20 protein-coding genes and 1 pseudogene are annotated in these 22,732 nt (G+C 45.9%); 2 read left to right on the top strand and 19 right to left on the bottom strand.

Annotated features, from left to right (window positions below; translation table 11 throughout):
* Positions 1–32: 32 nt before the first annotated feature.
* From OCV47_RS06750 to OCV47_RS06720, 7 genes and pseudogenes are all read right to left on the bottom strand, one after another.
* The gene (locus OCV47_RS06750; RefSeq protein ID WP_262654449.1) at positions 33–2,615 is read right to left on the bottom strand and encodes a heavy metal translocating P-type ATPase; all 2,583 of its coding nucleotides are present in this window, start codon (positions 2,613–2,615) and stop codon (positions 33–35) included.
* 19 nt (positions 2,616–2,634) lie between these two features.
* On the bottom strand, positions 2,635–2,952 hold the full coding sequence (locus OCV47_RS06745) for a metal-sensing transcriptional repressor (RefSeq protein ID WP_262654448.1): 318 nt from the start codon (positions 2,950–2,952) through the stop codon (positions 2,635–2,637).
* A gap of 189 nt (positions 2,953–3,141) precedes the next feature.
* Entirely contained in the window at positions 3,142–3,741 is a 600-nt protein-coding gene (gene thrH, locus OCV47_RS06740; RefSeq protein WP_262654447.1) for a bifunctional phosphoserine phosphatase/homoserine phosphotransferase ThrH, read from the bottom strand.
* Between the two features lie 152 nt (positions 3,742–3,893).
* Positions 3,894–4,397: a QueT transporter family protein gene (locus OCV47_RS06735; RefSeq protein ID WP_256297732.1), complete on the bottom strand. Its 504-nt coding sequence runs from the start codon at positions 4,395–4,397 to the stop codon at positions 3,894–3,896.
* 200 nt (positions 4,398–4,597) lie between these two features.
* Positions 4,598–5,752, bottom strand: a pseudogene (locus OCV47_RS06730) (FprA family A-type flavoprotein); the annotation flags it as partial.
* Between the two features lie 102 nt (positions 5,753–5,854).
* Complete coding sequence (locus OCV47_RS06725; protein ID WP_117449242.1) at positions 5,855–6,085, bottom strand: hypothetical protein; 231 nt, start codon at positions 6,083–6,085, stop codon at positions 5,855–5,857.
* The gene (locus OCV47_RS06720) at positions 6,082–6,930 is read right to left on the bottom strand and encodes a putative ABC transporter permease (RefSeq protein WP_262654445.1); all 849 of its coding nucleotides are present in this window, start codon (positions 6,928–6,930) and stop codon (positions 6,082–6,084) included. The genes OCV47_RS06725 and OCV47_RS06720 overlap by 4 nt, the downstream gene beginning before the upstream one ends.
* A gap of 388 nt (positions 6,931–7,318) precedes the next feature.
* On the opposite strand from OCV47_RS06720, the gene nrdD reads away from it, so the two are divergent.
* Together nrdD and nrdG are read left to right on the top strand one after the other, a co-directional pair.
* A complete protein-coding gene (gene nrdD / locus OCV47_RS06715; protein WP_262654444.1) occupies positions 7,319–9,526 on the top strand; it encodes an anaerobic ribonucleoside-triphosphate reductase in 2,208 nt (735 codons plus the stop codon).
* 88 nt (positions 9,527–9,614) lie between these two features.
* Complete coding sequence (gene nrdG / locus OCV47_RS06710; RefSeq protein WP_262654443.1) at positions 9,615–10,142, top strand: anaerobic ribonucleoside-triphosphate reductase activating protein; 528 nt, start codon at positions 9,615–9,617, stop codon at positions 10,140–10,142.
* 139 nt (positions 10,143–10,281) lie between these two features.
* On the opposite strand, the gene OCV47_RS06705 is transcribed toward nrdG, so the two are convergent.
* From OCV47_RS06705 to OCV47_RS06650, 12 genes are all read right to left on the bottom strand, one after another.
* Complete coding sequence (locus tag OCV47_RS06705; RefSeq protein ID WP_262654442.1) at positions 10,282–10,623, bottom strand: hypothetical protein; 342 nt, start codon at positions 10,621–10,623, stop codon at positions 10,282–10,284.
* A 113-nt stretch (positions 10,624–10,736) separates the two neighbouring features.
* Positions 10,737–10,910 carry a DUF4250 domain-containing protein gene (locus OCV47_RS06700; RefSeq protein WP_256300004.1) on the bottom strand — a complete coding sequence of 58 codons (174 nt, stop codon included), beginning with the start codon at positions 10,908–10,910 and terminating at the stop codon, positions 10,737–10,739.
* Complete coding sequence (gene clpB, locus OCV47_RS06695) at positions 10,907–13,507, bottom strand: ATP-dependent chaperone ClpB (protein WP_262654441.1); 2,601 nt, start codon at positions 13,505–13,507, stop codon at positions 10,907–10,909. The genes OCV47_RS06700 and clpB overlap by 4 nt, the downstream gene beginning before the upstream one ends.
* A 153-nt stretch (positions 13,508–13,660) precedes the next feature.
* Positions 13,661–14,836: a peptidoglycan recognition protein family protein gene (locus tag OCV47_RS06690; protein WP_262654440.1), complete on the bottom strand. Its 1,176-nt coding sequence runs from the start codon at positions 14,834–14,836 to the stop codon at positions 13,661–13,663.
* 24 nt (positions 14,837–14,860) lie between these two features.
* Positions 14,861–15,334 (bottom strand): GTP pyrophosphokinase, encoded by a 474-nt coding sequence (locus tag OCV47_RS06685; protein WP_262654439.1) that lies wholly within the window; start codon positions 15,332–15,334, stop codon positions 14,861–14,863.
* On the bottom strand, positions 15,306–16,565 hold the full coding sequence (gene larC / locus OCV47_RS06680; protein ID WP_262654438.1) for a nickel pincer cofactor biosynthesis protein LarC: 1,260 nt from the start codon (positions 16,563–16,565) through the stop codon (positions 15,306–15,308). The genes OCV47_RS06685 and larC overlap by 29 nt, the downstream gene beginning before the upstream one ends.
* A complete protein-coding gene (gene larB / locus OCV47_RS06675) occupies positions 16,562–17,329 on the bottom strand; it encodes a nickel pincer cofactor biosynthesis protein LarB (protein WP_262654437.1) in 768 nt (255 codons plus the stop codon). The genes larC and larB overlap by 4 nt, the downstream gene beginning before the upstream one ends.
* Before the next feature lie 49 nt (positions 17,330–17,378).
* Entirely contained in the window at positions 17,379–18,215 is an 837-nt protein-coding gene (locus OCV47_RS06670) for a deoxyribonuclease IV (protein WP_262654436.1), read from the bottom strand.
* 98 nt (positions 18,216–18,313) lie between these two features.
* On the bottom strand, positions 18,314–19,441 hold the full coding sequence (locus OCV47_RS06665) for a DUF362 domain-containing protein (RefSeq protein WP_117448240.1): 1,128 nt from the start codon (positions 19,439–19,441) through the stop codon (positions 18,314–18,316).
* Positions 19,442–19,529: 88 nt separating this feature from the next.
* Positions 19,530–20,204, bottom strand: coding sequence for a GntR family transcriptional regulator (locus OCV47_RS06660; protein WP_117448241.1), 675 nt, complete (start codon positions 20,202–20,204; stop codon positions 19,530–19,532).
* A gap of 29 nt (positions 20,205–20,233) precedes the next feature.
* Positions 20,234–21,091, bottom strand: a complete 858-nt coding sequence (ispE, locus tag OCV47_RS06655) for a 4-(cytidine 5'-diphospho)-2-C-methyl-D-erythritol kinase (protein ID WP_262654435.1) — start codon at positions 21,089–21,091, stop codon at positions 20,234–20,236.
* Positions 21,092–21,165: 74 nt separating this feature from the next.
* On the bottom strand, positions 21,166–22,731 hold the full coding sequence (locus OCV47_RS06650) for a DUF3794 and LysM peptidoglycan-binding domain-containing protein (RefSeq protein ID WP_262654434.1): 1,566 nt from the start codon (positions 22,729–22,731) through the stop codon (positions 21,166–21,168).
* Between the last annotated feature and the right edge of the window lies 1 nt (position 22,732).

The raw sequence follows: 22,732 nt of genomic DNA, 5'->3' as shown, positions 1-22,732 counted from the left end.
TCACAGCCAGCTTTTTCGTTTCATTTTTTCAATTATGCATGAATTCCGGTTACTTCGTAATCCTGTGCTTCTACTGCATTTTTCAGTACGTCATCTGCCACTTCACTGCTCATGGTCACTACAGCAGTTCCGCTCTCATGACTTACCACTGCTTCTGTTACACCATCGATTGCTTCCAGAGTCTTCTTTACTCTTGCTTCGCAGTGTCCACACATCATACCTTTGATTTCCATTGTCTTTGTCATTTTGTCATTCTCCTTTTCTTCTTTTTCTATACTCTCTATATTCGAATCATTCTGTAACTTTTCCTGATGGGCATTCCCCTTCTTACTTCTGTGCTTCTTGTCTTTTCTTGCGTCGTACATGGAAAACAGGTTCAGACGCAGGGCATTACTTACCACGCAGAAACTGGAAAGGCTCATGGCCGCTGCTCCGAACATCGGATTCAGCTTCCAGCCAAATATAGGATACCACAAACCTGCCGCCAGTGGAATACCAATTATGTTATAAAAGAATGCCCAGAACAGATTCTCATGAATGTTGCGTAAGGTTGCACGGCTCAGACGGATAGCCGCCGGCACATCCAGCAGACGACTCTTCATCAGCACCACATCCGCCGCATCAATAGCGATATCTGTCCCCGCACCGATGGCAATCCCAATATCTGCACGAGTCAGAGCCGGTGCATCGTTGATACCATCACCTACCATGGCTACTTTTCCTTTTTCTTTCAGTTTCCGGACTACTTCTTCTTTTCCATCCGGTAAGACCCCTGCAATGACCTCATCCACACCAGCCTGTTTTCCGATGGCTTTTGCAGTCCGTTCATTGTCACCAGTCAGCATAACTACATGAATACCCATATTCTTCAGTTCCTGAATGGCCTGATAGCTATCTTCCTTGATGACATCTGCTACAGCAATCATGCCCAGAAGTTCCTCATCTCTTGCAAAGAAAAGAGGGGTCTTTCCTTCCTCCGCCAGACGGTCTGCCACATTCTGAATATTAGCCGGGATCTTCACTCTGTTCTCAATGAACTTCCGGTTGCCACCGGTCAGCTTTCTTCCATCCAGCGTTCCAGTCAGACCATTTCCGGCTACTGCCTCAAACTCGTCCACTGTTCTGCCAGACAGATTCTTTTCTTTTCCTCTCTGTACAATGGCTCTGGCCAGTGGATGTTCACTCTTCTGTTCCAGATCAAAAGCTGCCTGAAGCAATTCTTCTTCGCTGTGTCCATCTGCCGGAACCATATCCGTCACCTGCGGTTCTCCACTGGTGATTGTTCCGGTCTTATCCAGTGCTACCACATCGGTTTTTCCGGTTTCTTCCAGAGACACGGCTGTCTTAAACATAATACCATGTCTGGCACCCATGCCATTTCCTACCATGATCGCCACCGGAGTGGCCAGTCCCAGAGCACACGGGCAGCTGATTACCAGAACAGAAATACCTCTTGCCAGTGCAAATCCCACACTCTGTCCGGCCAGCAGCCAGATCAGGATCGTAGCCACTGCGATCGTAATAACAGCCGGAACAAAAACTCCAGATACCCGGTCCGCTACTTTAGCAATCGGTGCCTTGGTAGCTGCCGCATCACTGACCATCTGGATGATCTGAGATAAAGTAGTATCTTCTCCAACTCTGGTTGCTTCACAGCGCAGGAAGCCAGACTGGTTCAATGTTGCAGCTGATACACTGTCTCCTGTTTCCTTATCCACCGGAATACTTTCGCCGGTCAGTGCTGATTCATTCACCGCACTGGTTCCTTCCAGTATGATACCGTCTACGGGTATATTCTCTCCTGGTCGTACCACGAACTGATCTCCGATCCGTACCTGCTCGATTCCTACTTCAATCTCCACTCCGTCCCGCAGAACAGTAGCCATCTTTGGCGCAAGCTTCATCAGGCTCTTTAATGCATCTGTGGTCTTGCCCTTGGATCTGGCCTCCAGCATCTTTCCTACCGTAATCAATGTCAGGATCATGGCTGCTGATTCAAAATAAAACTCATGCATATAGCTCATCACAGCCTCTGCATCTCCTGCCATCTGTGCTCCTGTCATGGCAAACAATGCGTAAACACTGTAAATATAGGACGCACCTGATCCCAGTGCTACCAGAGTATCCATATTCGGTGATTTATGAACCACACCCTTGATTCCGTTGATAAAAAACTTCTGATTGATCACCATAATCGCTGTGGTAAACAACAATTGTACCAGCCCCATAGCCACATGATTACCATCAAAGAAAGACGGCAGAGGCCAGTTCCACATCATATGTCCCATCGACACATACATTAGTGGAATCAGAAGCACCAGGGATGCAATCAGTCGCTTCTTCATCTTTGGTGTCTCTGTGTCTTTTAGCATATCGTCATAATTCGGAGCCGATGCTGTCGCTGTTCCATTCTCTTTCTTTTTCAGTGATGCTCCATAACCGGCATCGGTCACTGCCTGGATAATGGCCTCCGGAGCAGCCGTACCCTCTACTCCCATGGAGTTTGTCAGCAGGCTGACTGAACAGGAGGTCACACCCGGCACCGCCGAAACAGCTTTTTCCACACGGGAACTGCAAGCTGCACAGCTCATTCCTGTTACCTGATATTGTTCCATTTTCTTCACCTTCCTTATATTACTTCATCAGTTTCGGCAATACATCTACCAGTTCCTGAATGACTTCATCATGCCCTTCCCGGATATTCTCTGCCACACAGGTCCCGATGTGATTCGCCAGCAGTTTCTTATTAAAACTGTTCAATGCTGCATTAATCGCTGACACCTGAACCAGAATATCGATACAGTAAGCATCCTTCTCCAGCATTCCCTGAATGCCCCGCACCTGCCCTTCGATCCGCTTCAGGCGGTTCATCAGATCCCGATATTCTTTGTCAGACCGCTCTTTATGTTTTTCACAGCAGCAACAGACTTCTTCTTTTTTATCTTCTCCCATTTTTCATCTCCTGTTAAATCATTGCTTTTCACAACAGCATTATCATACCCCTGCGGGGTATTTTTCTTTACAGTTTGTAATATATACCCCCATAGGGTATTTGTCAATGCTTAGATACAAATTTTATAAAAAAAACACTGCATAGTATTTCTCTACTACCATGCAGTGTTCTTGATCGTTCTTATATTCTTACAATGCTTTTTTGATGGCGTTCATCAGTTCCTCATAGGTCTCATAAGCCTGCAGTTCCGGATGCTCTGCCTTGATCTCCGGTGTACTGCGGAATAAGAATCCAGCCTTGCTTGCTCCGATCATCCCCAGATCGTTGTAGCTGTCTCCGCTGGCAATTGTCTCAAATCCAATGGACTGTAATGCCTTTACCGTGGTCAGCTTGGTTTGGTCTACACGCATACGAAAACCAGTAATCTCTCCGTTCTCTGCCACTTCCAGTGTATTGCAGAAAATCGTCGGCCAACCCAGCTTCTTCATCAGCGGCATGGCAAACTGTTCAAAGGTGTCACTGATGATGATCACCTGCGTCATAGAACGTAGTTCATCCAAAAATGCTTTTGCTCCTGGTATCGGCTCAATCTTCTCAATCGTCTGCTGAATCTCCTTCAGCCCCATTCCATGCTGCTTTAATACATCCAATCTGTACTTCATCAGCTTGTCATAATCCGGTTCATCCCTGGTTGTCTTCTCCAACTCCGAAATACCACTTTCTTTTGCAAACTCAATCCATATTTCCGGTACCAGAACACCTTCCAGATCCAAACATACAATATTCATAATCTTTCGCCTCCAGCTTTCTCATTTTCAGACACGTATTCGTTAATTTCTATCCTACAACACCTGTTTTCATTCGTCAAATCCTTTTCCGGAAAACATCATAAAAAAAGATCACAGCACCTGTTCTGAAAACAGACACCATGATCTCTTTTTTACTTTTCGACTGCTGTTGTCGCGCCGAATATGGTATGACGATACTTGCTCAGTGCTCCGTAAAGAATCATTCCCAGCACACCGCAGGAAATCACTTCACCAATTCCGACTGTCAGCATCATAAACGGGATCGGCAGATTTACTCCATATCCATAATAAAGAGTAAACGGAACGATCAGGGCATTTGCCACAATCGGAGGTACCGGAGCCAGCCACTTACTGCTATTTCGCAGCTTGTAGGTAAATACTGCACCGATCAGTGTTGCAATACTTCCAAAGATCACATCCATCAGAATTGCTCCTCCCAGGAAGTTGGAAATGATGCATCCCACAAACAGACCCGGAATCGCTGCCGGTGTAAATACAGGTAAAATCGTCAGGGCTTCTGAAATGCGCACCTGCACCTCTCCAAAGCTGAATGCTGCAAATACAGTGGTCAGCACTACATACACTGCTGCAATTGCTGCAGCCTGTACCAGAAATAAAGTACCTTTGTTTTTCATATTCTCTTTTCTCCTTTAGTTTTGTTTTACGAGTGGAAGGTCACGAACACTCGGCACATTTATAGGCGGTGACCGCCTTGCAAGCCCTGTACGACCTTGTTTTTGTGGGCTTACAACGTGTGTGAGTATAACATAGTACTCACAAAAAAGCAAGCCCCGAATCTCTTCAGAGCCTGCTTTGTTTCTTACTTTTTCTCTTATTTGCAGAGTTCTTCTGCCATGGCGTCCAGCTGCTGAAGATTTTCTTCTTTTACTGCTGACATAATGGTGCAGCTGTTTTCCAGCCATGTGATATCTTTGCTCTTTTCAAATTTTGCACGAATGACTTTTCCTGCCATTGGTGCCCAGGAACCATTCTCAATAATACCAATCGTACGATTCTGATAGTTACGTTCTACCAGTTCTTCTACGAAGGTTCTCATAAATGGGAATGCTTCTCCGTTATAAGTCAGGGAAGCCAGCACCAGCTTGCCATAACGGAAGGAATCTTCTACTGCTTCTGCCATATCGCAGCGTGCCAGATCAAAGAGAGATACCTTCGGGCAGCCTTTTTCTTCCAGCTTCTGTGCCAGAATCTCTGCTGCTTTCTTTGTATTTCCATAAACTGAAGCGTAAGCAATGACAACACCTTCTGATTCTACTTTATAAGAAGACCAGATATCATATTTTTCAATATAATGTCCCAGGTTCTCTGTCAGAACAGGTCCATGAAGCGGGCAGATGATCTGAATATCCAGTGCTGCAGCCTTCTTCAGTAAAGTCTGTACCGGTGCACCATACTTTCCTACGATACCGATATAGTAACGACGTGCTTCGCAATCCCAGTCTTCTTCCACATCCAGTGCGCCAAACTTTCCAAATCCGTCTGCGGAAAACAGTACTTTTTCTGTGCTCTCATAGGTAACCATGACTTCTGGCCAGTGTACCATCGGTGCAAATACAAAATTCAGTACATGCTTTCCAAGTTCCAGTGTTCCGCCGTTCTTTACTTCCAGCTTCTGATCCTTCAGATCCATCTCAGGGAAGAAATTTGCCATCATGCCAAAAGTCTTCGCATTTGCTACAACGGTAGTCTCCGGGTATGCTTTCATGAAATTGCAGATATTCGCTGCATGATCTGGCTCCATATGCTGTACTACCAGATAATCCGGCTTCCTTCCATCCAGAACTTTAGCAACATTTCCCATCCATTCTTCTGTAAAATGGATATCTACTGTATCCATCACTGCAATCTTCTCATCCATAATTACATAAGAATTGTAAGCCATACCATTCGGCACATCATACTGTCCTTCAAACAGATCCACCTGGTGATCATTCACTCCTACATAAAAAATACTATCTGTAATAAACATAGGTCTTCTCCTCCGTTCGTAGCGTAACTATTTATTTTCCATTTTCAATCGCCATGCCCTCATTGTAGCACAGGCACTCACTTTCTTCAATGTACTTTTCTTTTATATTTCCGTAAAAGAAAATCGTTCTTTTGTGCCGGTAGCATCCACATCATAGACCAGTGTTCCATCCTTCAGTTCCTGCTTCTCCCAGGTCAGTTCCTGATCCTTCACCTTGCTCCGGATCCAGGCATCTGTATCTTCTGTCTCAATCTCTTCGATAAAAATATCCCGCATCTGGTTGTTAGCACATTCATTAAAAATCTCCCATACTACCTCATAGCTCTTTTTCATGCCTGTTCCCCACTCTTTCTGTACTTCTTTACGGTCTGATGGAAAATATTGCGTATCTTGGACTTACGTTCGGTACCGTATCCTTTAAATCCCTTGACACGGTTCAAAGCTGCACGATGACCGCTGCCCATGCGCTTTGTCACACGTTCCAGACTTTCTCTGATAAAACGAAGTCTTTCCTCTGCCAGACGATCGCTGGCTGCCTGTTTCTTTTCCTCCAGAGCCTCTCCTGCTGCCTGACTCCTCTGCTGCACGGTACTGACGAACTGCTCCATATGCTGGTTCAGTGCTTCTTCCATAGCTGCTACATTCCGTTCAAATCCAGTCAGTGCAGATACGGTCAGTGTGGCATCTGCTGCCAGCAGAGCCATGAAAATCAACGAAAACAACTCCATCAGAATCGGAGTAATCCATGTCGTAGCATCCCTGGTGACCGGTGCGATCACATAGATAACCAGCAGCCCTGCCACACCAAATCCTACCGAAGCCGGAAAGCAGACTCTTCCGTTGATATTCAGTGGCACATCACTATAATCCCACCAATATGCATGAAACAGCTTCTCCAGCCCCCAGGAAGTTACATACTCCAGTACAATGCTTCCAAAAAACGCTACCAGAAATACCTGCCACCAGGTATAACTGATCTCACCCTGATTCTGACTGGTAAACCAGTCCATTAATGCCATAATCGTTGCTGCTCCTACTCCATAGATCGGACAGACCGGACCATACAGAAAGCCTCTGTTCTGCCAGGATCCGCTCTTCACGGTGCAAAAAATGGATTCATAAATCCAGCCCATGCAGCTGAATATGACAAAATATACAAAATACTTACTGATCCACATATGATTCTTCCCCTTACTGTCGGTTTTGGTTACTGCCATCATTCTAACACAGGCAAATCCTTCTTTACAAGTTCCAACATTCTTCCTGGCTTTTCCAGGATTCCCATAAATACAGGCTTTCCGACTGTCAAGTAGAAAAACCCGCTATTTTTTTCTCCGATTTTTAGTAATTATTTTCCTTTTCATTTCCTGTATAATGAGTTATCATAGTACTCGGGCACCAGATATTGTGTTTGCATAATATAATTAAAACTATATCTGGTTGCCAGAGCAGAGCTTTTTCTGTTAGAGTTTTGCCCTTTATTTTAAAGCATTTTATTCTGTCCGGTCTGTCCATGGCAGAATATTTTCTTGATTAACATAAGTTTTTTAGATCTGAGGGGTAATTATGAGTACAACTATCACAACCAATGTTATTAAACGAAATGGAGAAGAGGTTCACTTCGATCTGGATAAAATCGTGAACGCTATTAAAGCAGCGAATAACGAAGTAGACCGCCTGCATCAGCTGAATGATTATCAGATTATGGCCATTGCTGATACCATTTCACAGCAGATTCATCGGATGACCCATGCGGTGAACGTGGAAGATATCCAGGATATGGTAGAGACCGGTATCATGGAGATGCGTGGGTATGAGGTAGCACAGAAGTATGTCCGCTACCGCTACAAGAGAGAGCTTTCCCGGAAAAGTAATACCACTGACAATGGTATTCTGGCACTGATTGACCATATGAATGAAGAAGTCAAGCAGGAAAATTCCAATAAGAACCCGGTGATCAACTCTACCCAGAGAGATTATATGGCTGGTGAAGTCAGCAAGGATCTGACCCGCCGCGTTCTGCTTCCGGAAGATATTGTGAAGGCACACGAAGAAGGTATTATTCATTTTCATGATTCTGATTATTTTGCTCAGAAAGAGCATAACTGCGATCTGCTGAATCTGGAGGATATGCTTCAGAATGGTACTGTCATCAGTGAAACTATGATTGAGAAGCCACACAGCTTCTTTACTGCCTGTAACGTTACCACACAAATTGTTGCACAGGTAGCCAGCAACCAGTATGGCGGACAGTCTTTCACCTTGTCTCATCTGGCACCTTTTGTCGATATCAGCCGCCAGAAGCTGCGTAAAGCGGTTATCGCAGAGCGTACCGAATGTGGTGAGTCTCTGGATGAGACGATTATCAACAAGATTACCGAACGCCGTCTTCGTGAAGAAGTCAAGAGCGGTATCCAGACGATCCAGTATCAGCTGATCACTCTGATGACCTGTAACGGTCAGGCTCCTTTCGTTACGATCTTCATGTATCTGGATGAGGTTCCGGAAGGGCAGACCAGAGATGATCTGGCTATGATCATTGAAGAAGTACTGATCCAGCGTATGCAGGGTGTGAAAAATGAAAAGGGTGTATGGATTACTCCTGCATTCCCAAAGCTGATCTACACACTGGATGAGGACAATATTACCGAAGATTCCAAGTACTGGTATCTGACAGAGCTGGCTGCAAAATGTACTGCCAAGCGTATGGTTCCGGATTATATTTCTGCCAAGATCATGCGCGAGCTGAAGAACGGCAATGTCTATACCTGTATGGGATGCCGCTCTTTCCTGACAGTGGAAGATTCTCAGCGCAATCCGGATGGCAGCCACAAGTTCTACGGCCGTTTCAATCAGGGCGTAGTTACCCTGAATCTGGTAGATGTAGCATGTTCATCCGATGGTAATATGGATAAATTCTGGAAGATTCTGGAAGAACGTCTGGAGCTCTGCCACCGTGCTCTGCGCTGCCGTCATGAGCGTCTGCTTGGCACCGTATCCGATGTGGCACCTATCCTGTGGCAGCATGGTGCACTGGCCCGCCTGAAAAAGGGTGAGACCATCGACAAATTATTATACAATGGTTATTCCACCATCTCTCTTGGCTATGCCGGCCTTCATGAGATGTGTGTATGTATGACTGGCCACTCTCACACTGCACCGGAAGGACATGACTTTGCCCTTGCTGTCATGCAGAAGCTGAATGACAAGTGTAAGGAATGGAAAGAGGCCGAGAACATCAGCTATTCTGTTTACGGTACTCCACTGGAATCTACTACTTACAAGTTCGCCAAGTGCCTGCAGAAGCGTTTTGGCATTATCCCAGGCGTTACCGATAAGAACTATATCACCAACAGCTATCATGTACATGTCGCAGAAAAGATCGATGCCTTTAACAAACTGAAGTTCGAGTCGGAATTCCAGAAGCTTTCTCCTGGCGGAGCCATCAGTTATGTGGAAGTACCGAATTTGCAGACCAACATTCCAGCTGTTCTGTCTGTGATGAAGTTTATCTATGAGAACATCATGTATGCTGAGCTGAATACCAAGAGTGACTACTGCGAGAACTGTGGCTACGATGGTGAGATCAAGATCGTGACCGATGATTCCGGCAAACTGGTCTGGGAATGCCCAAACTGCGGCAACCGTGATCAGGCAAAGCTTTTTGTAGCAAGAAGAACCTGCGGATATATCGGTACTCAGTTCTGGAATCAGGGACGTACACAGGAGATCAAAGACCGAGTGCTTCATATGTCCTGTGGAACGTGTGAGTAAGTTTCCCGAAAAACGAAAAAAAGGATTCGATCAGATCGGATCCTTTTTTTAGGAGATCTAGCGCTCACTTACAAGGAGGTATTTAAGTATGTATGTTGGCGAAATCATGAAAGCGGACTGTGCAAACGGAACCGGTACCAGGGTATCTGTCTTTGTATCCGGCTGCCTGAATCATTGTAAAGGATGCTTCCAGCCACAGACCTGGGACTTCCATTATGGAATACCGTTTACGCAGGAACTGGAAGATATGGTACTAAACGAGCTTTCCGAATCTTATTATGAAGGCCTGACCATTCTGGGTGGCGAGCCCTTTGAGCTCCAGAACCAGCCAGATGTTCTGGCTTTGATTCTCCGGGTCAAGAAAGAACTTCCAGAAAAAAATATCTGGATGTACACCGGATATACCTATCATCAGGATCTGGTACCGGGCGGCTGCCGTTATATCCCAGATGTGACAGACACAATTCTGGATCATATCGATGTTCTGGTAGACGGCCGGTTTGTAGAAGAGAAAAAGAATCTTTCTTTATACTTCCGCGGTTCCGAAAACCAGCGGATCATTGACATGAAAAAGACACGTGCCGGGAATGAAGTTATATTGATACCATTTCCATAAACATTTACAGGATCTGAAAAATATCAGATCCTGTTTTTTTGGGAGTATCCCAAACAGGTACCTGACAGACAAGCCCAGCTCTTTCACAAAACTATGTGAAAGAGCTGGGCTTGTCTTGTAGTTATCATGAAATAGCTTTTTACTCTGTCTCTGCTTCTGTAAACTTTTCTTCTGCACTTTCTATTTCTGTAGATGTCTCTTCTTCTCTGCCAAGGTTCTCGCTGCAGAACAGTTCGATACAGTTATCCATCATTTTGTCATCATAGTCTTTAGAAATAGCTGCTGCATTCCAGTATACGCAGTTCCCTTCAAACCAGCTTTTCCAGTTTCTCTGCGATACTAATTGACTCCATGATGTTCCCTTCGGTTTTGCACCAACCTGAGGTGTCTTTATCGTGGAGTAGATTACTCTGCTACTTCCTGTCTTTCCGGGGACAATCTGATTTCTTTTCACATCCTCCCGGCCACGATTTTCACTCACTTCTTACTTTCCGGGGACATAACCTGAAAAGGGCGTAAGTTCCTGGCACAAAAGCCAGAAACTTACGCCCTTATAGCCTCTATTATCCAGAAGGGATACAAATGGTCCAGTAGCTACACGAACTGATTCCGCTGTGCATCGTATTCGTAGTCGATGCCTGCCAGCTTCTTTACCAGGTCTTCCTGATCTACTTCCAGTCCTTCTGCCAGGGCTTCCAGACTTGGATAGAAGTCTCTCAGCTGTGTATTTACGTAACTTAATAATATCATTGGATCTTTTGGTATCATGCCTGCTCCTCACCATGCTCGATTCTGGTGACCAGTGCTCCATCCTGCGCATCAATCACGATCGTGTCGCCGCCTCGTACTTCTCCGGACAGGATCTCTCTGGCTGCCAGTGTCTCTACGTTTTTCTGAAGGAATCTCTTCAGCGGACGTGCGCCATACATCGGCTCATAACCACCTTCAATGACGAAGTTCTTACCGGCTTCTGTCAGCTTCAGGGAAATCTCCTGCCCGGTCAGTCTCTCATTGATTTCATCCATCATCAAGTCAATGATATGACCAATGTTATCTTTTGTCAACGGCTTGAACATAATGATCTCATCCAGACGGTTCAGGAATTCTGGTCTGAAATGTGCACGCAAGTCATTCATCACCATCTTTTCTGCTTCTTCTGAAATCTCACCGTTGTCATTGATACCATCCAGCAGATACTGAGAGCCAATATTGGATGTCATGATCAGAATGGTATTCTTAAAGTCTACCGTACGTCCCTGTGAATCGGTAATACGTCCGTCATCCAGTACCTGAAGCAGTACGTTAAAGACATCCGGATGTGCCTTCTCGATCTCATCAAACAAAACTACGGAATATGGTTTTCTACGAACTGCCTCTGTCAGCTGACCGCCTTCTTCATAGCCTACATATCCTGGAGGAGCTCCGATCAGTCTGGATACGGAATACTTCTCCATGTACTCACTCATATCGATACGTACCATATTCTGTTCATCATCGAACAGACTCTGTGCCAGTGCCTTCGCCAGCTCTGTCTTACCAACACCGGTAGGTCCCATGAACAGGAAGGAACCGATTGGCTTGCCAGGATCTTTGATACCGGCCTTGGATCTCAGGATCGCATCTGTTACCTTCTGCACACCATCGTCCTGACCAACGACTCTCTTGTGCAGTTCTTTATCCAGATTCAGGATCTTGCTTCGTTCACTCTCAGTCAGCCTGGCTACCGGAATACCAGTCCATCTGGAAATGATCCTGCTGATCTCCTCTTCTGTTACACTTTCATGTACCAGGGAAAGATCTTTATTCTTTACCTTCTCTTCTTCGATCTTCAACTGCTGCTGCAGCTTCGGCAGTTCTCCATATTGAAGTTCTGCTGCCTTATTCAGATCATAATTTCTCTTTGCCAGCTCGATGTCTTTATTCATCTGCTCGATCTGCTCACGCAGCTTTGACAGATTCTCTACTGAATTCTTCTCATTATCCCACTTTGCCTTCATATTGGCAAATTCAGCCTTCAGTTCAGCCAGCTCCTTTTGAAGTACCTCCAGACGGTCAGCACTCAGATGATCTGTCTCCTTCTTCAGGGCTGCCTCCTCGATCTCCATCTGCATGATCTTACGGGACAGCTTATCCAGCTCTGTCGGCATGGAATCCAGTTCCGTCTTGATCAGGGCGCAGGCTTCATCCACCAGGTCGATAGCTTTATCTGGAAGGAAACGATCGGAAATATATCTGTGTGACAGGGTTGCTGCCGCTACCAGTGCACTGTCTGTGATCTTCACGCCATGATATACCTCATAACGATCCTTCAGTCCACGCAAGATAGAGATGGTATCCTCTACGGTCGGTTCATCTACCATGACCGGCTGGAAACGACGTTCCAGAGCCGGATCCTTCTCAATGTACTTCCGGTACTCATCCAGTGTGGTAGCACCGATACAATGCAGCTCACCACGAGCCAGCATAGGCTTCAGCATATTGCCCGCATCCATGGCACCATCTGTCTTACCTGCACCAACAATCAGATGCAGCTCATCAATAAACAGGATGATCTCACCTTCGCTGTTCTTCACATCCTCCAGGACTGCTTTCAAACGTTCCTCAAACTCACCACGGTACTTGGCACCTGCTACCAGTGCTCCCATATCCAGTGAGAAAATCTTCTTATTCTTCAGGCCTTCCGGTACATCTCCACGTACAATACGCTGTGCCAGTCCTTCTACTACTGCCGTCTTACCAACACCAGGTTCACCGATCAGAACCGGGTTGTTCTTTGTCTTCCTGGAAAGGATCCGAACGACATTACGAATCTCGGCATCTCGTCCGATGACCGGATCCATCTTCTGCTGACGTGCCTTCTCCACCAGCTCCTGTCCATATTTGCTTAAGGTATCATAAGTAGCTTCCGGATTATCCGAAGTCACTCTCTGATTGCCCCTTACGGTAGACAGAGCCTGCAGGAAACGTTCACTGGTAATCCCATATTCACGAAACAGCTCTTTCACTGTTCTGCTTGGATGATGAATCATGGCAAGGAACAGATGCTCTACTGAGACATATTCGTCTCCCATGTTCTTCGCCTCATCCTCTGCTGTGATCAGCACCTGATTCAGATCATTACCGATATATGGCTTACCACCGGATACCTTGGTTCTCTTCTCAATGGCAGATTCTACGCTGTTGGCAAAATACTGCGGCTGAATCTCCATCTTCTCAATCAGTTTCTTAATCAGACTGTCTTCCTGATTCAACAATGCATACAGCAGATGCTCCTGTTCTACTTCCTGATTGCCGAACTGATATGCGATCTTCTCCAGATCATTCACTGCCTGTAATGACTTCTGTGTAAATTTATTAATATTCATAACTGTCACCTCCTGCTGTCGGAATGTTCTATCAAATTTAAGTAATAACAAACAAATATCTGCATTTCATTATCTGTTCTATAACTACTATAACACAAGTTTTTAAAAAAGCAAGTACTTTTTTTATTTTTTTAAAGTACTCGCTTTTTTAATTTACAGTTCTTCCACAGCTTCCATGCTGCCATCACCTGCTCCGGCCTCTCCGCCTGATGCAGCGCCGGAAGGATCCGGCGTTACTGTTGTGCCGCCATCTCCGCTGCTGTCTCCTGAGGTATCCGGCGTAGAAGTGTCCGGTGTGAAAGACGTATCTGGTGTGGAAGACGTATCCGGTGTGGAAGACGTATCCGGTGTGGATGTGTCCGGTGTATAGGACGTATCTGGTGTGGATGTATCCGGCGTATAGGATGTATCCGGCGTATAAGACGTATCCGGCGTATAAGACGTATCTGGTGTATAAGACGTATCTGGTGTATAAGAAGAATCTGGCAGTTCACTGACAAAGTCTTCTTCGTAGTATTCGTCTTTTCCGTTCCGGTTTTCACTCTCTTCGCTCTCTGTTTCTTCTACCTCTCTGGCTTCAGATTTATCTTTATAGGTATGTGCCAGACCTTTCAGAATCGTCTCCAGTTCTTCATCTGTCACCACCTGTTTTTTACAGAGTTCCCGGTATGTCATCACATCATCACGGAAATCTTCCCAGTAGTCTTCATGTTCTGTATAATATATCGGGCAGTCTTTTCCAGTCACATCATGGTGACGGATGATCTGTTCTCTGCCCAGATTGTAAGTCTCCGTCAGATATGCCGTCAGCTTCACCAGCGAAATATACGTATCCTTCAGGAATTCTCCTGTGGTATCCATGTGACAGTTTTCAATGGAAATTGACTCGTGGTTCTCCTGGTTCGATGCATAGGCTACTTCCCCGTCCGGTACACACTGAATGATTTCCCCTTCCAGTCCAACCACGTAGTTAGCACTCATATAACAGTTCTGAAGATCCTTCAGACTCTCGAAATAATCATGATTCTCCTGTGCCGTTGTCTTAGGATTGCCCAGATAATGAATGACTATGTATTTGATTCCGTCTGTCTTCTCTCCGGGTCTGGAATAATCATTCACCGTAAGCAGCTGTTCAGACACATCCGGCTTTGGTACTTCATAGTTTACCTGCTCTGTTTCACTTGTTTTTTCCGTTTCACTCTCTGTTTCCTGTTGCATATCCATTTTTTCCTCTGCCAGATTCATAGCTACCGTCACCCCGGTTGCAGAAATCACTACAACCAGCAGCAGCAGCCAGAACAGCAGTCTGCCAATTTTTCTTTTCTTCATTTCTCTTTCTCTTCTTTTGTTTTCTTATTTCTGCGGAAGTTCCGCTTCTATATCGGTCAGTTCTTCCAAGAGCTTTAGCGCCCGTTCGTATTTGGCCCGGCGCCTCTGGTCTTTTTCTGTAGGATTGGGTATTCTGGAAATATCCATATTATGCATCAGATCTGCACGTTTCACCACTGCTGCCATCGTATTTCCTGCTACTCTTCGGATATAATCCAGATAGGCCTCATCATTCCCATCCTCATGGGTAAGAACAAGGATCGCATCTACGATTCTTTCAGGGAATCCTTCCCGTCTTAAGTCCTCTGCAGTTATTTCACTGTCTTCCAGCGTATCATGCAGCATGGCAACAATCTTCAGTTCCGTGGTATCTACCTGGGATGCCACATACAACGGATGCTCAATATACGGATTCCCGCCTTTATCCGTCTGTCCCTTGTGTGCTTCCTGTGCAATCCATATTGCCTTTTTATATAAGCTTTCCAGATTTTCCATCATTTTTTAAAATCTCCCATAACGGTTTCCCAGTTTCTACAGCCAGCTTCTTTGCACTCTCATATTCAGGGTAATCCCGGTATCCATCTTCCAGTATCACACGCTTCACCTGAAGTTCTCCGTAAGCAGTCGGCACCACAGCCTTCTCTCTCTTCAGAATTCTTCTCTGATCCAGATGCCTGCGAATCCCAATGGTCGTTGTGTGCAAAAAGATCAGTCTCTCCATCTTTTCTGTATCTTCCGGTCTTGCCAGTACCGTCAGGCACCATGCAGGGCGGTTTTTTTTCATAAAAATCGGTGTATAAAAAGCATCCAGCGCACCGTTTTCCATCAGGATCTCCATTGCTGCTCCCAGCATCTCTCCGGTGCAGTCATCCAGATTGGTCTCCAGCACCATGATCTCATCCTGTTCCGTATAGTTATCAGAAACAGTCTCCTGATATCCCAGCGTCACCTTCAGCAGATTCGGGATCTTCAGGATCTTCGTTCCGGCTCCCCATCCCATTTTATCAATAGTCATCACTGGCATAGTGCCAAAGGAATCTGCCAGTTCGGATATGATCGCTGCTCCCGTTGGGGTCACCAGCTCAGTATCCACATCAATCTGGCGAATCAGCACATCCGATTCTGCAAAGATTTCACATACTGCCGGCACCGGCACTGATAACATTCCGTGCTGGCAATGGACAAAGCCATGCCCGTCCTGTACTACGGAAGCGCAGATACGATCTGGCTTCAGCATCGTGATCAGGATCGCACTTCCCACAATATCCACAATCGAATCCACAGCGCCTACTTCGTGGAACTGTACTTCTTCCATATCCCTGTGATGTACCTTAGCCTCTGCTCTGGCCACTCTGGTAAAGATGCGAAGGGAAAGATCCTTCACTTCTTTTGACAGCTCACTGTTCTGAATCATCTGACGGATATCCCGGAAACTCCGGTGAAAATGTCCGTGTCCATGATCGTGACTATGATCATGCGTATGTTCGTGATCGTGTTCATGCGTATGATCATGAGCCTGCTCCTGTCCGGTCAGAATCACATTCACATGTGTTGCTGTTATGGCATTTCTCTGAGTTGTCTCAAAAGCGATCTCATATCCTTCCAGATGAAGTTTTTCCAGCTCTGCCAGGAACACTTTCTTATCTGCACCCAGGTCAAGCAATGCACCAAGAGTCATATCTCCACTGATTCCTGCGCTACAGTCAAAATACAATATTTTTTCTCTCACTTATCTTCCTCCCGTTTTCCAGTCAGACAGTTGATGCTGTGCGCCATATAGCCGGCACCGAATCCATTATCAATGTTCACCACACTGGTTCCGCTGGCACAGCTGTTCAGCATAGCCAGAAGTGCTGTCATACCGCCCAGGTTGGCTCCATATCCCACCGAAGTTGGCACTGCAATCACAGGCTTATCCGTCAGTCCGCCAATCACAGAAGCAAGTGCTCCCTCCATTCCGGCCACTGCTACAATCACACTGGCACTTTCGATAATATCCAGCCTGGCAAACAGTCTGTGAATCCCGGCCACGCCTACATCGCAGACCTCTTCGACTTCATTTCCAAGGAATCTGGCAGTCTGTGCCGCTTCCCTGGCCACCGGAAGATCTGAGGTACCGGCACAGGCCACCAGAATCTTTCCTCTATTCAGTGGGAATGGCTCTGGCTGATACACCATAATCTGGGACATTTCATCATACTCCAGTTCCGGGCACACCTCTCTGGCAGCTTCATATTTTTCCCTGCTGCATCTGGTTCCAAGGATATGCTTCTGTCCGTGTTCTCTCATATTCTGCACAATCCCCCGCACCTGTCCTGCGGTCTTGCCGGCACAGTAGATCACTTCTGGCACACCGGTGCGTTCTTCCCGTTCATAATCAATGTTGGCATACTCCAGTTCCTGCTTTTCTTCTCCATTTTGCAGCAGCTGCTCTGCCTCTTCTACGGTAATCTCCTTTTTTTCCAATCTTCGTAAAATGTCTGTTGTATTCAAATCTGTGTCACTCTTTTCTGTTTTTGTTCTATGCAGGGTAAGACACCGGTCACGGTGTTGTCCGCACCTTTTTCAGCAGCGCAATCTCTGCTGCATAGCCGACATCGTCATTCGGTGTCTCCAGTATAAATGGAAGTTCCTTTAAAACTGGATGATTGATGACTCCCGCCAGTGCTTCCAGTCCGATCTTTCCCTCTCCGATTCTGGCATGACGATCCTTATGGCTGCCTCGTTCATTCATACTGTCATTCAGATGAACAGCCTTCAGGCGTTCCAGTCCGATCACCCGGTCAAACTCATCCAGTACCCCGTCCAGATCTCCGGCAATATCATAGCCGCCATCCCATACATGACAGGTATCCAGGCAGACACCCATCTTGTCCTGAAGCTCTACACGATCCAGAATTGCCCTGATCTCTTCAAAGGTTCTTCCCACTTCACTGCCTTTTCCGGCCATGGTCTCCAGAAGAACCGTGGTTGTCTGTTCCTGTGTCAGGACTTCATTTAACATCTGTGCTATATAATCGATCCCCACATCGACTCCCTGCTTCACATGACTGCCCGGATGGAAATTATAATAATTCCATGGTGTATATTCCATACGCTTCAGATCATCCGCAAAGGTATTCTTTGCAAATTCTCTTAACGCCGGATCCGCAGAGCAGGGATTCAGGGTATAAGGCGCATGGGCCACCAGCTTCTGAATCTGATGTTCTGTTGCATACTGCAAAAAAGCTTCCACATCCTTCGGATCTATTTCTTTTGCTTTTCCTCCTCTGGGATTGCGTGTAAAAAAAGCAAAGGTATTCGCTCCCAGTTTTACAGCCATTTTTCCCATGGCTTCATATCCTTTTGCGGAAGAAAGATGATTTCCAATCTTAAACATGTCATTTCTCCGTTTTCCAAAATTCATTTTCATCAAAAAAACTATTTGCAGTATAGCATGAAAAAGGAGTACTGTTCAATGGCAGTACTCCTGTTTTTTTACTTTACCTCAATTAATTCGTACTCATCGGTACCCAGACCAAGCTTCTTGGCATGCTCAATACAGCTTACCCAATTGGTATCTGGATGACTCATATGGAAATGATCATGGTGTTTACTTTCTTCCTCATGTTCTTTCACATGCTCTTCCAGTACACTTCCATGGATCACCGGCTGCGCATTTACTGCATCTGCACAGGCCTTGTCCAGTGCTACCGGGTCAAAGGATGCAAACATACCTACATCCGGTACAATAGGAAGGTCATTTTCTGCATGACAGTCACAGTTCGGAGATACATCCATAACCAGACTGATATGGAAAGCCGGACGATTGTTGATGACTGCTTTTGAATATTCTGCAATCTTGCAGTTCAGGATATCATTCGCCTCATCGCTGGCTGCCAGAACAGCATCCTTCGGACAGACTCCGATGCAACGTCCGCACCCTACGCACTTGTCATGATTGATAGATGCCTTCTTGTCTGTCACAACAGCTGCGCTGTGTGCACAGATTCTGGAGCAGGCTCCACATCCGATACAAAGTTCCTGGTCTACATGTGGCTTTCCGGCACTGTGCATCTCCATCTTACCGGCACGGGAACCACATCCCATACCAATGTTCTTCAGCGTGCCACCAAATCCGGTTGCTTCATGTCCCTTAAAATGTGTCAGTGTAAGGAATACATCCGCATCCATAATGGCGCGTCCGATCTTCGCTTCTTTTACATATTCGCCGCCTTCTACCGGTACCAGAACGTCATCTGTTCCCTTCAGTCCATCGCCAATCAGGATATGGCATCCAGTCGTATATGGTGTAAAGCCATTCAGATAAGCACTCTCGATGTGATCCAGTGCATTCTTACGGCCACCTACATACAGCGTATTGCAGTCTGTCAGGTATGGTTTTCCACCCAGTTCTTTTACAATATCTGCAATGGTTCTGGCATAGTTTGGACGAAGAAATGCCAGATTGCCAGGTTCACCGAAATGAATCTTGATCGCTACATACTTATTCTCAAAATCAATGTTCGCAATACCGGCTTTTTTTACCAGTTTCGTCAATTTCAGCTGCAGATTGGTATTCGTCCCGGTACGCAGATTGGTGAAGTATACTTTTGATGCTTCCATATTAATAATCTCCTTTTATTATTTTTCTTTATTGTAAGAGCTGCTCCGAATTGTGTCAAATATAAATATCCGGACAGACCTTTTTATTTTATTTTTCCGGTCCTGCCAGATTCCGTTCAATGGCTTCCTGCTGGTTGATGATATGCGTTCTCATCACCTGTCCGGCTTTTTCTTTGTCCTTTTTTTTGATGGCCTTACGGATCGCATCGTGCTCATCGATCAGCAGCTTGTACATTCTCTTATCCTTCATATATTCCATACGGTAGCGGTACATCTGCTCTCTTAAGTTCAGCAGCATCTGCTGCAGTCTTTTATTATTGGTCGCCGAATAAATAATCTCATGGAACTGCATATCCGCTCCCACACACCCCAGCAGATCATCTCCTTCTGCACAGCGCTTAAAATCATTGGCTGCCTGCTTTAATGCCTTCAACTGTTCTTCTGTTGCACAGTCGCAGGCTTTCTTTACGGCCAGTTCCTCCAGTGCTTCCCGCACTTCCAGTACATCATTCAGATCCTGAATAGTGATATCCGCAACGATCGCCCCTCTTCGCGGAATCATAATCACCAGACCTTCCAGCTCCAGCTTTCTTAAGGCTTCCCTTACCGGAGTTCTGCTGACACCAAGCTTCTGTGCCAGCTGGATCTCCATCAGTCTTTCTCCTGGCTTTAATTCTCCCTTAAGGATCGCATTTCGAAGGGTCTGGAAAACCACATCACGCAATGGGAGATATTCGTTCATATTTACCTGAAAATTATCCATCTTTTTTCCTCCGTATTTTCGTCCAGATTTTATTGCCGTACCAGATAAACCTGCTTTGCTGCTTTTTCTTTTTTCAGCAGACGACAGACTTCCTGCGCTTTGTCTTCTTTTTCAAATATTCCAAATACGGTTGGGCCGCTTCCGCTCATCATCGCCCCCATTGCACCGTATTTCATCATCGTATGCTTGATCTCATCTATAACCGGATAAGCTGGTATCGTCACAGTCTCCAGAACGTTTCCCATCCTGGTCACCAGCTGCTCCAGATTGTTCTCCCGCAGTGCCTGTACCTGTCCGTCAATATCCGGATGTTCGGTAAGTTCTCCCACCTTCAGGTTGCCATATACGAATTTTGTCGATACATGGATCTTCGGCTTGGCAATCACCAGGCTGCAATGTGGCATGGCTGGGAGTGGGGTCAGTTCTTCTCCGATCCCCTCTGCCAGAGCCGTACCTCTCATAATACAGAATGGCACATCCGCACCGATCTTTACGCCACGTTCCATCAGCTGCTTTTTATTCAGCCCCAGCTGGAATATTCTGTTCACACCTACCATGACGGCAGCAGCATCTGTACTTCCTCCGGCCATTCCCGCTGCTACCGGAATATACTTCTGAAGTTCAATCTCCAGACCACCATCCACCTGGAATTCATCCATCAGCAGCTTCGCTGCACGATACACCAGATTGTCCTCATTCACCGGAAGATACGACAGATTCGCAGTCACTGTGATGCCAGGTTCCGTCTTTTTGCGTAACGTGATCATATCATACAGATTGATCATCTGCATAATCATTCGTACCTCATGATACCCGTCTTCCCGCTTTCTTACCACGTCCAGTCCAAGATTAATCTTGGCTTTTGCTTTCAATTTCAGTTCTCTCATATGTATTTCCCTCGTACATTGTATACAGTTATGTTTCTATTCTATCATCTTTTTTCTGATTGTCAATCAGCTAGTTAGTTCAATAAAACAGTTTTTACAATGATCAATCCGATTCCTGGTCTTACCTCTTTTTCTTCTATCTGGTTCAGCTGACAGATCCGCTCCGGAGTCGTATAGTATCGTTTGGCAATACTCCATAAAGTGTCTCCCGGCTGCACAATGTAGCCCACGATTCCAGGCATCTCCTGTATCTTTCTCAGATCCATTTCTCTGATCTCGATATCTGTGATAAATGCCTCCTGCTGTTCTTTTACCACAAAAAGTTCCATAGACACTGTTGCCTTGATCTCTGCGGTTTCGCTGTCCAGCATATTGACGCCCAGCTGCTCCAGATGATTCTGAATTCGGAACCGACAGTGTTCATCCAGCTGTTCCATTGACGCCAGCTGTTGAAATGGTACTGCTGCTTCCATCACTGCATACGGATTCTTATCATCTGAAGACAGATACAGCACCTGCACCATCACAGCGCCCTCCAGCATCAGTCCCTTTTCCGTTATGCGCACATCATCCATCTTTACCGTACCTATGCTGCTGCAGACCTGCAGGATTCTTGGCTGCGTGGCCGTAAGTCTCCCTTTTCCGCCTGCTTTGATACGAAAGCTGCTCTTTGCCACCAGGCTTTCATACTGACTGATCTCCCGGCCTGGAACCAGTTCTTTTACCGGCGAATATATATCCGTCAAAATGCCTGCACGTTCTTCTTCATATAAATGGATGGCCATTCCCAATGCTGCTTCTATAGAAAGCTGCCTTTTTTCTCCATCATAGTCCTCTGCCACTTCTATGCTGCAATGTTCCATCTGCACCTCTACCTGAGAGACCAGATCTGCTCCTGCCCCCGGACAATCCAGATTTCCCTGGAACGGAACTGCCGACTCCAGCCACTGAAGTCCCGCCTGTTCTTCCTCCCCTTCATATAAAAGAAACAGAAACAATTCTCCACGAATGGACAGTTTGCCATCTTCCGGCCGCACTTCAATTCCACGCAGCTGCACACTGTCCCAGAGGATCGTTCGAATCGTAGATTTGCTGGATGGCAATGTCAGACTTTCCTTCAACCGGTAAATATCTTTTTTACATTCCTTCAGTTCCAACAGCTCCAGTTCTTTTTTCTGAATGCTCACATCCGCTATTCCATGTAATTCTACTGCTGCCTGAATCTCTTTGCTTTCTTCTAAGTGAAATACAAAGGTGATCAGTCCTCTGATACTTACTTTTCTGGAATTGATCAGTGAGACAGTGATATCCTCCAGTTCCCATCCTACCTGTACGTTTTCTTTTCTCACTTTTCCCTCCAGCATCCGGCTCTCCTGAAAAGGAATCGTCTCTTCCAATCGGTGAATCCGATGCTCCTGCGTATCATCCTGATACAGAATCTGCACCTTCCACTGACCATTTAAAGTAATCCGGCTATCTTCTGTCTGTATTTCATCCACATTCAGCATGGCCTTTTTCCACACTATTTTACCGGCATCCGGCAGGCTGTCCGGCACGATACAATCTTCCTCCAGTGTCATCTGGTCTGTGGTACTTCCGTTTTCTCTCAGCAGTCTGATATTCTTTTTTAACAGATCCATC

Origin of the sequence: Muricoprocola aceti (genome assembly GCF_025567005.1) — a bacterium.
Taxonomy (GTDB): domain Bacteria; phylum Bacillota; class Clostridia; order Lachnospirales; family Lachnospiraceae; genus Marvinbryantia; species Marvinbryantia aceti.
Note: the sequence above shows the minus strand (reverse complement) of the source record. Positions and strands in the feature narration are given on the sequence as shown.